The sequence below is a fragment of the Piscinibacter sp. XHJ-5 genome, assembly GCF_029855045.1.
Lineage (GTDB): Bacteria > Pseudomonadota > Gammaproteobacteria > Burkholderiales > Burkholderiaceae_C > Albitalea.
Genome location: NZ_CP123228.1, coordinates 4,300,468 through 4,313,806, shown reverse-complemented (window position 1 = coordinate 4,313,806; position 13,339 = coordinate 4,300,468). Strand labels below are relative to the sequence as shown.

The window sequence follows — 13,339 nt, the reverse complement described above, 5'->3', positions numbered from 1 at the left end:
TCTCGCGCCGCCTTGCGCGCGCGAAGCACGAGGGCCTGCAGGCCGGCGTCCAGGCCTTTGGGGCAGCGCTTCGCGTCAGCCCTTGGCCTTCATGTAGCCGCGGCCCTCGACGATGAGGCCGTCGCGCACGGTCATCACGTTCAGCCCGCGCGAGACGCGGCCCGGATCGGCTCCGCTGCGGTACTCCCAGAAGACGAGCCCCCGATCACCGCACACGACCACGTCCTCCAGCGTGAACACGCCGGCGCGGTCGGCCGCGATGGCCTGCCACGAGGCCAGGCAGGCGGCGCGGCCCACGAGGTGCGTGCCCTCGGCTGTCGGCTGGGCGCGCTCGACGACGCAGTCGGCGGCGATGAGCTCGGGCAGCAGCGATGGATCGTGATCGAGAAAGGCCTGGTTGAAGCGTTGCAGCACCTCGGCGGTGCTGCGCGGGTCGGCGGTCATGATGAAGTCCTTCGAAAGCGTGGTGGCAACGAAGGGCAGTGTGGACATCGGGTGGCTATTCGTCCAACGCATTGATGGCATACACTGAATGCGTGAACAGCATTGCGTTGCCGCCTGCCGGGCGCCTCGACAGCCGCGACCTTCGCCTGATCCTGGCGCTGGCCGCCGCGCGCTCCACCGCGGCCGCTGCCGCCAGCCTGCATCTCACGCAGCCGGCGGTGAGCCGCGCGCTGCTCGCCGCGGAAGACAAGCTCGGCGTGCGCCTGTTCGATCGAACGCCGCGCGGCCTGTCGCCCACCTCGGCCGGCCGCGTCGTGCTCGACGGCGCGCCCGGGCTGCTGACCGGGCTGCACGACCTCGAAGCGCGCCTGCGCGGTCGCGAGCTGCCGCAACAGCGGCTGCGCCTGGTGTGCGAGTGCTACACGGCCTATCACTGGATGCCGAGCGCCCTGCAGGGCCTGCGTGCAAGCCTGCCCGGCATCGACCTGCAGATGGCGCTCGAATGCACGGCCGATCCGATCGCCGCGCTGCACGCCGGCGACATCGACGCCGCGCTGATCAGCGAAGCGCCCACGCCGCGCAGCCGCCGGCTGGTCGACAAGCCCCTCTTCGCCGACGAGGTGGTGTTCGTCATGGCCGCCTCGCACCGGCTGGCCGCACGTGGCGCGCTCACCCGCGCCGACCTGCGCGACGAGGTGCTGCTGAGCTCCCGCCTGCCCACCCGCGACATGGGCTGGTTCAACAAGCCCCTGGCCGCGCCGCGCGAGGCGGCGCTGCGCTGGCAGGTGCTGCCGCTCACGGAGGCCATCGTCGATTTCGCGCGCGCCGGCATGGGCATCGGCGTGCTCTCGGAATGGGTGGCCGAACCGCACCTGCGCCGCGGCGACGTGGTCGCCCGGCGCCTCGCCTCGGGTCCGCTGCGCCGCCCCTGGCGGCTGGTCTGGCGCAAGGAGGCCGAAGACGCGGCGCTGGCGTTGTGGCAGGTGCTGCACAAGGCCGCGCCGCGCATCGTCGGCCTGCCGCGGGTGCGGGCGAGGGCCTGAGGTGGCGTCAGTGCGGCAGCCGCAGGTGCGTCTCCACCGCCAGCTCGCCGATCCTGCGTCCCATCGCCGTCCCGGCCTCGGTCGACGTGCGGTAGTGCACGCCTTCGTAGACCCGCGCGTTCGCCACCTCGCGCGTCATCTCGTCGACGCTGGACCAGCGCCGCGAGGCGCCCTTCGCCGTCGGGCTGGTGGTGCTGAGGACCGGCATCGTCGCGCTGCCGACCTCTGCCTGGATCACCGCGCCGACCGCCGCTGCGAGCACGCTGTGGGCGCTCGGGTACTCGGGGTGCATCGGCGTGTCGATGAAGGGCGTCCACGAGGCATCGCGCTCCGTGGCGTCGTGGCCGTCGATGTCGCCGTTGCGGATCGCAGTGGCAGGCCGCCAGAAGTTGTAGTGGTACTTCGCGTCGAAGACGCCGATCAGCCCGTCGTCCATCGCCTGCGCCGCGGCAGCGAACAGGCGTGCATTGCGCAGCGTGTCGCGTCCCGGCTGGTTCGCCACGGAGCGCACCATGCCGTGGTAGATGGCCGGCAATGAGTATTCCCAGAAGCGCGCGATCTCGGTCTGCTCCGCGGTGCGCCGCGTGCTGTTCTTGCCGCCGAGCGCCTTCACCTCGTTGAAGTCGCGCGCCCAGGTCTCGCTCGACAGGGCCGGCGGCGGTCCGGGCCGGAACTGGGCCGCACCGGTCATCAGCCAGGGCTTGCGCTGCTGCCACTGCGGGACCGCGGGCATGGCGGTCGGGACGTAGGCGCCGGCGGAGGTGTGGGGCCGGTACGCCTCGGGCGCCGCGGCGCCCTCGTCGGCGCGCTGCGCCAGCACGGCCGCCGCGGCCTTCTCGCCGGCCGCGATGCCGCCCGCCTTGGCGGGTCCCTCGGCGATCGCCGCCAGCGCCGCCTGGCAGGCGGCGTCGATGGCCGCCTGCTGTCCCGGCATCAGCTTGGACAGCGTGATGCGGTGCGCGGCCGCCACGGCGGCATCGACGGAAGTGCCCTGCGCCCCCTTGACCGCCTCGTAGGCAGCGGTCTGCACCAGCGCCATCACGCGCACGGCGGGGGGAGTGCCGAGCTTGGCTTCGGCGATCAGCTCGCCCGTCTTGATGTTCCAGTCGGCGATCACGTCGGCGCTGGCGTCGAAAGCCAATCCGGCGAGCAGCAATGCCACCCAGCCGCGAGCGGCCGGAATCCGTTGTTCTGAATGCATGGGGTGTCCTTTGTTGGAAGTCGGTCGATGAGGAAGATCGTGTCCTCCTGCCTTTCACATCGGATCCCCGGGCCGGAACCCGCCAATGTCGCTCCCCCTAACTTTCGGGGCGACATCGACGACTCCCTCTCCGGCTGGCGGAGAAGGGACAGCATCCGGTTCGGCCGCTCTGCGGGATACCCAGCCGCGCGAAAAGGCGTCAAGATGACCTTCCGCAGCCCGTGCGCTGCGCCCGGAGTCGCGCAATGGCGGCATTGCGATCGAAGCTGTTCCTGAGCTACAGCAAGGCGGACACCGAGTGGCGTGATGCGTTCCAGCGCCAGTTGAGCGCGATGTTCGTCTCCGACGACCTGTGGATCGACTGCGAGTCCATCCCGTGGGGCGGCGACTGGGAGCACGAGATCCGGCGCGCCATTGCCGGGGCGCGCTGCGCGCTGGTGCTGCTCACGCCCGCCTACCTCGACATCGGCCGCTACGCGCGGCGCGAGCTCGCGTTGCTTCTGGCGCAGTCGCCGCCGCTCAAGGTGCTGCCGGTGCTGGTCGAGGATTGCCCATGGAGCGCCGTGGACAAGCTGGAGCGCACCCAGCTCGTGCGCTGGCCCGGCGGCGTGCGCGTCGTCGGCGAAGGGCGCGAGGAGATCGCGCCGCTGGCGGAGTCGCCGCACCGCGACCGCTCGATCATCGACATCTGCGAGCGCGCCCGCAAGGAGATGGGGGTGGTCGGACAGACCCGGCCCGAGCAGATGGACGCGCTGTTCGACGCCACGCAGGATGCGCTGAGCGAAGGCATCGAGCTGCAGGAGGCGGTTCACAGCGGCACCTTCTCGGTGGTCTACCGCGCCAAGCTGCACGACGAGATCGTCGCGGTGAAGGCGGTGCCCGACGCACCCCGCCAGAACCGAATCCGCCAGATCGTCACCGAGGCCTTGCCCAAGGTGCACAAGCTCACCGATGCGGCCTTCATCCGCGTGCGCGATTCCAACATCGACACCGAGCCGCACTACTTCGTGATGGACTACGTCGACTGGCCGACGATAGAGCAGCGCCTGCCCACCTTGCCGGGCCACCGGGTCGACGCGCACACCGTGGCCGTCGTGCTGGCGCAAGTGGCCCGCGCGCACCGCGATGCGCATGATGTCGGGCTGCTCGTCGGCCCGCTGACGCTGGGCAGCATCCATGCCGACGAGCGCTGGCAGGTGCGGCTGTCGCCGCTGCGCATCGAAGGCGTGCTGGCGCGCGCGGCCAGCATGTCGACCGGCCAGACGATGAACTGGGATGCGCTCACCTACCTCGCGCCCGAGGTGAGCGCCGGATACCCGCAGGACAGCGCCGACCGTCGGCACCTGGACGCGCTCGACCAGTACTACCTCGGCCTGCTGGGCCTCGAGCTGCTGCTCGGGCGGCCGCCGTGCGACGTGAACCGCTTCGACGACCTGGCGATCAAGGCCCGCTTCTTCGACGACCCGCGTGCCTTCTTCGACGACGGCCGCGGCGAGGCGGAGAGCTGGATCGACACCCATCCCGCGCTGGCCTACCTGCTGATCCGCCTGCTCGCGCGCGAGCCCGAAGCGCGCCTGGGCAGCAGCGAAGCGGTGGCGCGCGACCTGGACGCGCTGGCGCAAGAGCGGCTGCCCGATTCGCTGCGCCGGCAGCTCGACCTCGACCTCGACCAGATCATGACGCCGGACTTCGCCGACGCCTTCTACGTGCGCCTGTTCAGCGCCCGGCCCGAGCTGTCGCTGCGCTTCTCCGACCGCGCGCGGCAGGCCCACATGCTGGCCGCCGCGCTGCCCGACCTCCTGGCCTTCGATCCGGAGTTTCCGAAGAACTCGCGCTTCGCGCAGCTGGCCGACAAGCATGCGGCCTACGGCATCGACGGTGAGGATGTCGAGGCCTTCCGCTCGAGTTTTCTCGCGGAGGTGGACGAGGTGTTCGGCAGCCGGGCGGGGCATGTGGAGGCCTGGCGCGCGGCGCTGGATCGCGGGCTGGGGGCACTCGGGGCGAGGCTCGCCGGGACCGGCGCCGCAGGAGCCGCGGCAGCGCGGTGAGGAGAACCAATCGTGCCTGCCGAATCGTCGATGCCCGCCAGCCAGCGTGTGGTGCAAGTCTGCTTGTTCATCGTGGCCGCGATCGCGGTGCTCGGCGGATCGCTGCAGATGTACCTGGGACAGCCGCAGACCGCGCCCCGGCTCGACAATGTCCACCGCTTCATGGCCGGGGTGTACCTGTCCACGGGCATCATCAGCTTCTGGGCCGCCATGACGATCCGGCAGCAGGGCGTGCTGGTGTACCTGCTGGCGCTCGGGGTTCTCCTCGCCGGTATCGGGCGGCTGGTGTCCATCAGCCAGGTCGGGATTCCCGAGCCTGCGGCCGTGTGGCTGGGCTATCTCGTCCCGGAGCTCCTGCTGCCGATCGTCATCGCTGCCGCACACCGGGCCACCCGACGCGATGGGCAGGCGGCGAACCCATGATCCTCCAGCCCGACCCGTGATCACCCTCGCGCCCTACGATCCCGCATGGCCGGCGATGTTCGCCGCCGAAGCAGCAGCGCTGCGGGAGGTCCTGGGCGGTCTTGCCCTTCGAATCGAGCATGTGGGCTCGACGTCCGTCCCCGGCCTGCAGGCCAAGCCGGTGATCGACCTGCAGGTTTCCGTGCTCTCGCTCGAGCCGATGGAAAGGTACGGCGACTTGCTGGCCCGGGCGGCCTACCGCCACATTCCCTTGGGCGACTTCGACCGCGTCTACCCCTTCTTCCAGAAGCCGGCCGAGTGGCCCTGCACCCACCACGTCCATCTTTGTGTCGCCGGCTCGGTGCAGGAGCGCGATCACCTGGCATTTCGCGACTACCTGCGCGGCCATCCGCAAGCCGCCGGCGAGTACCTCGCGCTCAAGCGTCGGCTCGCGGCCGTTCACCACGGCACCACGCAGGAGTCTCGCGAGCGCTATTCGCTGTCCAAGACCGCGTTCATCGCGTCGGTGCTGGAACGTGCCGCCGTGGGCAGCCGTTCCTGATCAGTCGCCTCACAGCCCGATCAGGCCGCAGCGCAGGCCCTCGCGCACTGCCTCGGCCCGAGTGGCCGCGCCGACCTTGGCCAGGATCTGCCCGACGTGGTACTTGGCCGTGTGCGCCGAAATGCCGAGCACACCGCCGATGTCGCGATTGGACAGGCCCTTGCCGAGCAGCTCGAAGACCTCGAGCTCGCGCGGCGTGAGCGGCTCGTGCTCGGGCAATGCGGCCACCCACGGCGACTCGCGCACCGACAGGCCCTCGAGCACCGCGCCGACGGCAGCGCGCAACCGCCCGGCACTCGCATCGGCGGCCAGCTGCGCGCTCGCGCCGTGCGGGCCGCGCGCCACGATCTCTTCGCCCAGCATCACCCAGGCGTCGGCGTCGTCCTCGGCGCGGCCGACGCGCACCTCCCAGCCGTCGACCGCGCGCAGCGCCGCGGCCACGCCGTCCGCGAGCAGCGGCGAGGGACTCACGACGACGATGCGCGGCATGCTTGCACCGGTCGCTAGCGGCAGCGCCCGCTCGGGCGCTGCGCCACTTCGAGCGAAAGCTCGAGACCTTGCCCGCCGCGCGCGACCAGCACGCGCACCTGCGCGCCCACCTGCAGCCGCTCGCGCAGGGCCTCCAGGCTGCCGACGGGCTGGCCGCCGACCTTGACGATCACGTCGGCGACCTGCAGCCCGGCGCGCGCCGCGGGGCCGTCTTCGGCGACCGAGCTGACCAGCAGGCCCTCGACGCTCGCGCCGTCCAGGGTCGCGCGCACGGGCTGCGCCGCGATGCCGATGTAGCCCTGCTGCACATGGCCATGCGCGAGCAGCTGATCGAGCACGCGGTCGACCGTCGCCACCGGCAGCACGACGCCATGGTGGCGCGAGAAGGCGCTGCTCGCGATGCCCAGCACCTGGCCCGATGCGTCGGCCACCGGCGCGCCGTCGAGCCCCGGGTAGAGGCCGCCGTCGAGCCGGATCAGCCGCTCGACCCGGCCGCCGCGCCAGGTGCGCCATTCCCCGCCGACGGAGCCGACGTGCCCGAAGCTCGCCTGCGTCAAGCCGGAGGGCTCGCGACCGACGGCGAAGACGACCTCGCCGACCCGCGGCGCCGCGGCCACCGCTCGCTCGGCCACCGGCATGGCGCCGCCGTCCACGCTGACAGCCGCGAGGTCGGTGCCGCCGTCGACGCCACGGACGTCGCCGCGCGCCTGCTCGCCGCTGGGCAGCACCAGCGACACGCTGGAGCTGCGCCACAACGCCGAGGCGCTGGCGACGACGATGCCGTTGCGCCACAGCACGCCCGAGCCGATGTGGCGGCGCGTGGCGAGCCCGACCACCGATGCGGCGAGGCGCTCCACGGCGTCGGGAAGATGAGAGGACGTGGCCTGGGTGTTCATGACAGCGGGCAATGCGCGTTGAGAGAGTGCCATGGTGCGCGCGGCAACGCCAAGCCGCCTCCGCCGATCGGCGGGGACGGCCTGCCCGATCGGGCAGGCCGCATGGATCTCCTCAGCGCTTGTCGCCCAGGCTGTTGACCGAGGTCAGCCCCGAGGTCGAGCGCGTCACTTCGGGCCGTCCCCAGTACTCGACATCGCCGACACCGGAAATGCCGACGTGCAGCCGATCGGTGACCCACAGCAGCGCATGACCGACGCCGCTGATGGCGACGTTGGCGCTCCTGACCCGCAGCCGATCGGCGACCAGCTTGCCCTTGCCCGACACGTTGAGCGCGAGCTCGCCGGCCTGGCCGGACAACACGCCGTCCCCCGCGCCGGACACGTCGAACCTCAAGGTGCCGGCGTTCAAGTCGTCGAAGCGGACCGTGCCGGCGCCCGAGATGGCCACGGCCAGTCGCTCGGTGCGGATCGGGCCGGGCGCAAGGACGTCGGTGGCGCCGGCCAGCGTGAGCTGACTGAGGCGGCGCACCTGGACGTCGACCTGCACCTTGTTCCTGTTCCAGAACTTCCATGCCCCGGCCGAACGCAGCATGAGCCTGCCATTGGCGACGCCGATGTCCACGCCGTCCTGCACGTCCGTGTCGCCGTTGACGAAGACCTGGTCGCGCTCCCCCTGGGTCAGCCGGACCTGCGCCGCGCCGTCGATCTCGATGCGATCGAAGGCGCCGGGCGCGTAGAGCTTGCCGGGCGGCGTCTGCGCCGGCGCATGCGATGCGAGCAGCAGCAGGGCGATTGCGAGGGCGCGGTGCAGGAAGGTCATAGCGATTGGTCGCGCAGCTTGCGGGAGACCTCGCGGCTGGCTGTGAAGGTGGCGCCGTCGCGCATCTTCACGACGAGCTGCGAGTTGTCGTCGGGCGTCATGGCGTCGACGAAGTCGAGGTTGACGATGCAGCCGCGATGCAGCCGCAGGAAGCGCCCGGGGTCGAGCCGCTGCTCGAAGCTGGTGATCGGCAGCCGCACCAGCAGGCTGCGCCCGCGGCTGACCAGGGCGGTGTACTTGGTGTCCGAGTGCAGGTACTCGATGGCGTCGACCTGCAGCGGAAAGATCTTGCCCTGGTCGCGCACCAGCACGCGCGTCAGCGGCTCGACGGGGGGCGCCTTCAGCGCGGCGAGGGCGGCGCCGAACGAGGGCGGTCCGGACTGCAGCGCGTGCTCCACCGCCTCGACGAAGCGATCGTGCGAGAACGGCTTCAGCAGGTAGTCGACCGCGTGAAGCTCGAAGGCGGTGACGGCGTGCTCGTCGTAGGCGGTGGTGAAGATCACGGCGGGGTGCGGCCCCTCGTCGGCCAATGCGCGCAGCACCTGCAGGCCGGTCAGGCCGGGCATCTGGATGTCCATGAGCACGAGCTCGGGCTGCAGCGCGCGGATCTGCGACAGCGCGGTGGGTCCGTCGCCGCAGCTGGCAATCAGCTGCAGGCGCGGCAGCTGGGCCACCCAGTCGGCCAGCGCCTCGGCCGCGAGAGGCTCGTCCTCGGCGATCAGCACCCGGGTGCGGGCGTTCATTGCGGGATCCAGAGGTCGACGCGAAAGCCGGTGCCCGGCGATGTGCGCACCTGCAGGCGCGCCCGGCCTTCGTAGTCGAGTGCGAAGCGGCGCTTCAGCGCGCTCAGGCCGATGCCGCGGCCGGGGCGTGCGCCGGCCTCGTCCAGCGCCGCCGGGTCACAGCCGGGGCCGTCGTCCTCGATGCTGAGCTCCAGCGCGTGCTGCGATGCGTCGCGGCCGCTGCGGATGCTGATACGGCCGCCCTGCGGGCGAGGAGCCACGCCGTGCACGACGCTGTTCTCCACCAGCGGCTGCAGGCTCAGCGGCGGGACCTCGGCCTGCAGCGTCGCCGGATCGAGCTGCCACTGGACATGCAGGCGCGAGCCCAGGCGCAGGCTTTCCAGCGCGAGGTAGTCGCGCACGAACTCGATCTCGTCGGCCAGCGTCACGCGGTCGGCCGCGCTGCGCTTGCTGTCGAGCACGTAGCGCAGCATGCCGGCGAAGCGCAGCAGCGCGGCCTCCGCTGCGTGAGGATCCTTGCGCGTCAGCGCGATCAGCGAATTGAGCGTGTTGAACAGGAAGTGCGGGTTGAGCTTGCCGCTGATGGCGGCCAGTTCGGCGCGCGCCAGCGCCGACTCGGCCTGCGCCGCCGACAGTGCGGCGGCGCGCGCGCGGCGCGCCTGCAGCACGGCGGTGAAGTCGGTCGCGATGGCGGCATAGACGAAGAAGCCCCAGACGAAGCGCCACAGCAGCGTCTGCTCGAGCACCGCGGCGGCGTGGTCCGGACCGAACAGCATGCGCATCGACGTGAACTCGCAGACTTGCCACAGCGCGCCGAAGAGCAGCGCCGCTGCCGCATGGAGAGCCACGACGGCGGCGGTGGAGAGAGCACGCTGCTGCAGCGCGCGCACCCACGGGTACACCGCGACGCCCAGCACCATCGGCGGCCACAGGCTCAGCGTGGCCTGGTAGGCGGCCTCCCACAGTCGCCACATCCCGCGCTGCAGCTCGGCCCCGGCCAGGACATAGAGCAGCCAGGCCACCAGGCAGGCGCCGCCGTAGGCGAGCCACACGCGACGCTCGCTCGTCGCGTCGGCGGCGGACAGGCTGTTCGCAGGGAAGGCGGGCATGGACGGTGATCTTACGAAGAGGCGGCGGCGGTGGACCGCCGCTGCGACGAAGTGCCGGACGGGGTGGCTCATCTGTCGCTGGCCGGTCGCCGAGAATAGGCCCCATCCCATCCAGACCCGAGAATCGTCCCATGAACGAAGCCCCCTCCACGCCACCACCACTGCCCGACCGGCTGTCGGTGGACCCGACGAGCCCGCATCACGTGGCGGCCGTGTGCGAGCACGACATCGGCATCCGCTTCAACGGCAAGGAACGCTTCGACGTCGAGGAATACTGCCTCAGCGAAGGCTGGATCAAGGTGCCGGCGGGCCGCACGCTGGACCGCAAGGGCAAGCCCGTGCTGATCAAGCTGAAGGGCCAGGTCGAGGCGTTCTACCGCTGATCAGGCCAGCGCCGCATACGCCACGGCCACCGCGCCTGCCAGGCGCGCGTTGTTCAGCACCAGCTGGATGTTGCCGGCCAGGCTGTCGCCGCCGGTCAATGCATTCACGCGGCCGAGCAGGAAGGGCGTGGCCGCCTTGCCGGAGATGCCGTGCGCCTGCGCTTCGGCCAGCGCCTGCTCGATGGCGCGGTCGACGCGCTCGCGCGGCAGCGCATGCTCGACCGGGATCGGGTTGGCCACGACCAGCCCGCCTTCGAGGCCGAGATCCCACTTCGCCTTCATCACGCGGGCGACCTCCTGCGGCTCGTCGATGCGCACGTCCACGCCGAAGCCGCTGTCGCGCGTGAAGAACGCGGGCAGGCGATCGGTGCGGTAGCCGACCACCGGCACGCCGTGCGTTTCCAGGTACTCGAGCGTCAGCCGCAGGTCGAGGATGGACTTGGCGCCCGCGCACACCACGGCCACCGACGTGCGCGCAAGCTCCTGGAGGTCGGCCGAGATGTCGAAGCTGACTTCCGCGCCGCGATGCACGCCGCCGATGCCGCCGGTGGCGAACACGCGAATGCCGGCCAGCGCGGCGATCGCCATCGTCGCGGCCACGGTCGTGGCGCCCGTGCCGGCCCGTGCCACCAGCACCGGGATGTCGCGTCGGCTCGCCTTGACGACCTGCCCGCCGCCGCGGCCCAGCCGTTCGATCTCTTCGCGCGCCAGGCCGGCCTTGAGTCGCCCGTCGATGATGGCCACCGTCGCGGGCACCGCGCCGTGATCACGCACCTCGGCCTCGACGGCGAGCGCCGTCTCGGCGTTGTGCGGCCAGGGCATGCCGTGCGAGATGATGGTCGACTCGAGCGCCACGACGGGGCGGCCGCCGGCCAGCGCGGAGGCGACCTCGGGGTGAAGGTCCAGCAGCTTGTGCATCGTTCGGTCCTTGCGGCTCCGTGTCTCTGTGGTGCGACATGACACCGGCAGCGCCGCCACGCCATGCAGTCTCATCCGCCGCTGCCGTACGGCCGCGTGATGATCTCGAGGTAGTGGCCGTCCGGGTCGCTCCAGTAGACGCCGCGGCCGCCGTCGTGGTGGTTGATGCGGCCCGGCTCCTGCTGGCCCGGATCGGCCCAGTACATGAGCCCGCGCGCCTGGATGCGCGCGAAGATCCGGTCGAACTCTTCCTCGCCGACCAGGAAGGCGTAGTGCTCGACGGCGAGGTCGCCTTCGGTCTGCAGGAAGTCCAGCGTGACGCCGTTGTCGAGCTCGACGCCGTGGAACGGGCCGAAGCGCACCGGCGCGGCCAGCCCGAGGATCTCGGCAAGGAAGGTGGCCGACGCCTTCGCGTCGCGGCTCGGCACGATGGTGTGGTTGAGCTCGATGGCCATGCGAAGCCTCAGTAGGTGGCCCGTCCGCCGGACAGGTCGAACACGGCGCCGGTGCTGAACGAGCATTCCTCCGACGCCAGCCAGCTCACCATCGCGGCGGCCTCGGCCAGCCCGAGGAAGCGGCCCATCGGGATCTTCGACAGCATGAAGTCGATGTGCGCCTGGGTCATCGTCTCGAATATCGCCGTGCGCGCCGCGGCCGGCGTCACCGCGTTCACCAGCACGCCGCGCGTAGCCACCTCCTTCGCGAGCGACTTGGTGAAGGCGATCAGACCTGCCTTGGAGGCGCTGTAGTGCGACGCGTTGGGATTGCCCTCCTTGCCGGCGATGGATGCGATGTTGACGATTCGCCCGTAGCCGCGCGCGAGCATCAGCGGCACCACCGCCCGGCAGGTGAGGTATGGCGCGACGAGATTGACCTCGATCACTTCTCGCCACACGGCCGGCGGCAGCTCCCAGGTGCTGCCGTTGCCGCCGGTGATGCCGGCGTTGTTGACCAGGATGTCGATGCGGTCGCCGGCGGCCTTCGTGGCGTCATCGACGGCCTCCTGGTCGGTGAGCTCCACCACCCGCGTGCTCACCGGACCGAGCGGGCCGAGGGCGGCGCTCGCGTCGGCCAGCAGTCCCACCTCGCGGTCCCACAGCACGACGCGGGCACCGGAGCGCAGCATGCGCTCGGCGATGGCGCGGCCTATGCCCTGCGCGCCGCCGGTGATCACGGCGACGCGGCCTTGCAGGTCGATCTGGTTCATCGTGGCAGTCCCTGGAGCGCGCGCGCGCCATCGGGCGCGGCCTCGCAGTCGGCGATGTACTGGCGCACGATGGTCGCGAAATCGGGATCCGGCTGCAGGCCCAGCCGCGACGCCCGCACGGCGCTCGCGGCGCGCGGCCAGCCGGCCACGATGCCGGCGATGCGGGCGTCGCGCTCGAAGCGCACGCGCGCGCGCACGGCCGGACCGGCCACGGCCTCCAGCGCGTCGAGCATGCCGGCCACCGTGACGTTGAGCGCCGGCAGGTTCATGGCGGTGCGCCCTCCGAAGGCCTCGCGGCTCGCCTCGGCCACGGCGATCAGGCCCTCGACGGTGCGCGCCGGCGAGCTGACCGGATGGGCGGTGTCGGGCGCGACCGGGCACACCGCCGGCAGCCCGGCCAGCGGCTCGCGGACGATGCCCGAGAAGAACGACGAGGCTGCGGCATTGGGCTTGCCGGGCCGCACCGTCACGGTCATCAGCCGCACCGCACGACCGTCGAGGTAACCCTTGCGGGTGTAGTCCGCGACCAGGTGCTCGCACACCAGCTTCTGCGTGCCGTACGACGTTTGCGGCGTCGGCAGCGTGTCGTCGGCCACGACCGCCGGCATGGTCACCGCCGGATCAGGCCCGAACACCGCCACCGAGCTCGAGTAGACCAGGCGCACCGGCGGCGTGCCGACCTCAGTGCGCCGGCGCAGCGCGTCGAGGAGCGCGCGCGTGGTGTCGAGATTGGAGCGCAGTCCGAGCCCGAAGTCGGCCTCGCATTCGCCGGACACGGCGGACGCGAGGTGGAACACGATGTCCAGCGGTTCGGCAGCGAGGCTGTCGCACATCGACAGCAGGTCGCCGGTTTGCGCCTGCACGCGCGGGTCGGCCGCGAGGTCGGCCGGCGGGGGTACTTGGTCGGCGAGCATCACCCGGTTGATCGGGCGGCCGTTCAATGTGCCGCGAGACAGCAGCGTGCGGGCGAGCCTTGCGCCGACGAAGCCGGCGCCTCCGGTGATGAGCAGGTTCATGGGCAAAGTCCTGTTTCAAAGGATTGTCGGACACACAGAGACACGAGACCCTCCAAGG

At 71.4% G+C, this 13,339-nt stretch carries 16 protein-coding genes; 5 read left to right on the top strand and 11 right to left on the bottom strand.

The genetic code is table 11. The features are described from left to right. Positions 1-75: 75 nt before the first annotated feature. Positions 76-492, bottom strand: coding sequence for a nuclear transport factor 2 family protein (locus tag P7V53_RS20375; RefSeq protein WP_280151339.1), 417 nt, complete (start codon positions 490-492; stop codon positions 76-78). 44 nt (positions 493-536) lie between these two features. On the opposite strand from P7V53_RS20375, the gene P7V53_RS20370 reads away from it, so the two are divergent. Then, positions 537-1,487, top strand: a complete 951-nt coding sequence (locus P7V53_RS20370) for a LysR family transcriptional regulator (RefSeq protein ID WP_280151338.1) — start codon at positions 537-539, stop codon at positions 1,485-1,487. Between the two features lie 7 nt (positions 1,488-1,494). Here the strand turns inward: P7V53_RS20370 and P7V53_RS20365 are convergent, their stop codons facing one another. Continuing rightward, entirely contained in the window at positions 1,495-2,688 is a 1,194-nt protein-coding gene (locus P7V53_RS20365) for a vanadium-dependent haloperoxidase (protein WP_280151337.1), read from the bottom strand. A 245-nt stretch (positions 2,689-2,933) separates the two neighbouring features. Here P7V53_RS20365 and P7V53_RS20360 point away from each other — a divergent pair, with 245 nt between their 5' ends. The 3 genes from P7V53_RS20360 to P7V53_RS20350 are packed head-to-tail and all read left to right on the top strand — an operon-like array spanning position 2,934 to position 5,700. After that, positions 2,934-4,736: a TIR domain-containing protein gene (locus tag P7V53_RS20360; protein WP_280151336.1), complete on the top strand. Its 1,803-nt coding sequence runs from the start codon at positions 2,934-2,936 to the stop codon at positions 4,734-4,736. Positions 4,737-4,748: 12 nt separating this feature from the next. Beyond that, a complete protein-coding gene (locus P7V53_RS20355) occupies positions 4,749-5,159 on the top strand; it encodes a DUF4345 family protein (RefSeq protein WP_280151335.1) in 411 nt (136 codons plus the stop codon). A 16-nt stretch (positions 5,160-5,175) separates the two neighbouring features. Beyond that, entirely contained in the window at positions 5,176-5,700 is a 525-nt protein-coding gene (locus P7V53_RS20350; protein WP_280151334.1) for a GrpB family protein, read from the top strand. A gap of 9 nt (positions 5,701-5,709) precedes the next feature. Here the strand turns inward: P7V53_RS20350 and P7V53_RS20345 are convergent, their stop codons facing one another. From P7V53_RS20345 to P7V53_RS20325, 5 genes are all read right to left on the bottom strand, one after another. Further along, complete coding sequence (locus tag P7V53_RS20345) at positions 5,710-6,189, bottom strand: LuxR C-terminal-related transcriptional regulator (protein WP_280151333.1); 480 nt, start codon at positions 6,187-6,189, stop codon at positions 5,710-5,712. Between the two features lie 14 nt (positions 6,190-6,203). Then, positions 6,204-7,085, bottom strand: coding sequence for a S1C family serine protease (locus P7V53_RS20340; RefSeq protein WP_280151332.1), 882 nt, complete (start codon positions 7,083-7,085; stop codon positions 6,204-6,206). A 112-nt stretch (positions 7,086-7,197) separates the two neighbouring features. Further along, positions 7,198-7,905 (bottom strand): head GIN domain-containing protein, encoded by a 708-nt coding sequence (locus P7V53_RS20335; RefSeq protein WP_280151331.1) that lies wholly within the window; start codon positions 7,903-7,905, stop codon positions 7,198-7,200. Continuing rightward, positions 7,902-8,648 (bottom strand): LytTR family DNA-binding domain-containing protein, encoded by a 747-nt coding sequence (locus P7V53_RS20330; protein WP_280151330.1) that lies wholly within the window; start codon positions 8,646-8,648, stop codon positions 7,902-7,904. The genes P7V53_RS20335 and P7V53_RS20330 overlap by 4 nt, the downstream gene beginning before the upstream one ends. Continuing rightward, complete coding sequence (locus tag P7V53_RS20325; RefSeq protein WP_280151329.1) at positions 8,645-9,757, bottom strand: histidine kinase; 1,113 nt, start codon at positions 9,755-9,757, stop codon at positions 8,645-8,647. The genes P7V53_RS20330 and P7V53_RS20325 overlap by 4 nt, the downstream gene beginning before the upstream one ends. 131 nt (positions 9,758-9,888) lie before the next feature. On the opposite strand from P7V53_RS20325, the gene P7V53_RS20320 reads away from it, so the two are divergent. Then, positions 9,889-10,140 carry a DUF3297 family protein gene (locus P7V53_RS20320; protein ID WP_280151328.1) on the top strand — a complete coding sequence of 84 codons (252 nt, stop codon included), beginning with the start codon at positions 9,889-9,891 and terminating at the stop codon, positions 10,138-10,140. Here the strand turns inward: P7V53_RS20320 and P7V53_RS20315 are convergent, their stop codons facing one another. From P7V53_RS20315 to denD, 4 genes are all read right to left on the bottom strand, one after another. Continuing rightward, complete coding sequence (locus tag P7V53_RS20315) at positions 10,141-11,058, bottom strand: pseudouridine-5'-phosphate glycosidase (RefSeq protein WP_280151327.1); 918 nt, start codon at positions 11,056-11,058, stop codon at positions 10,141-10,143. A 71-nt stretch (positions 11,059-11,129) separates the two neighbouring features. Continuing rightward, positions 11,130-11,513, bottom strand: a complete 384-nt coding sequence (locus P7V53_RS20310; RefSeq protein ID WP_280151326.1) for a VOC family protein — start codon at positions 11,511-11,513, stop codon at positions 11,130-11,132. An 8-nt stretch (positions 11,514-11,521) separates the two neighbouring features. Beyond that, positions 11,522-12,265, bottom strand: coding sequence for an SDR family NAD(P)-dependent oxidoreductase (locus P7V53_RS20305; RefSeq protein WP_280151325.1), 744 nt, complete (start codon positions 12,263-12,265; stop codon positions 11,522-11,524). After that, entirely contained in the window at positions 12,262-13,281 is a 1,020-nt protein-coding gene (denD, locus tag P7V53_RS20300) for a D-erythronate dehydrogenase (RefSeq protein WP_280151324.1), read from the bottom strand. Before denD ends, P7V53_RS20305 begins: the two co-directional genes overlap by 4 nt. Positions 13,282-13,339: the final 58 nt, after the last annotated feature.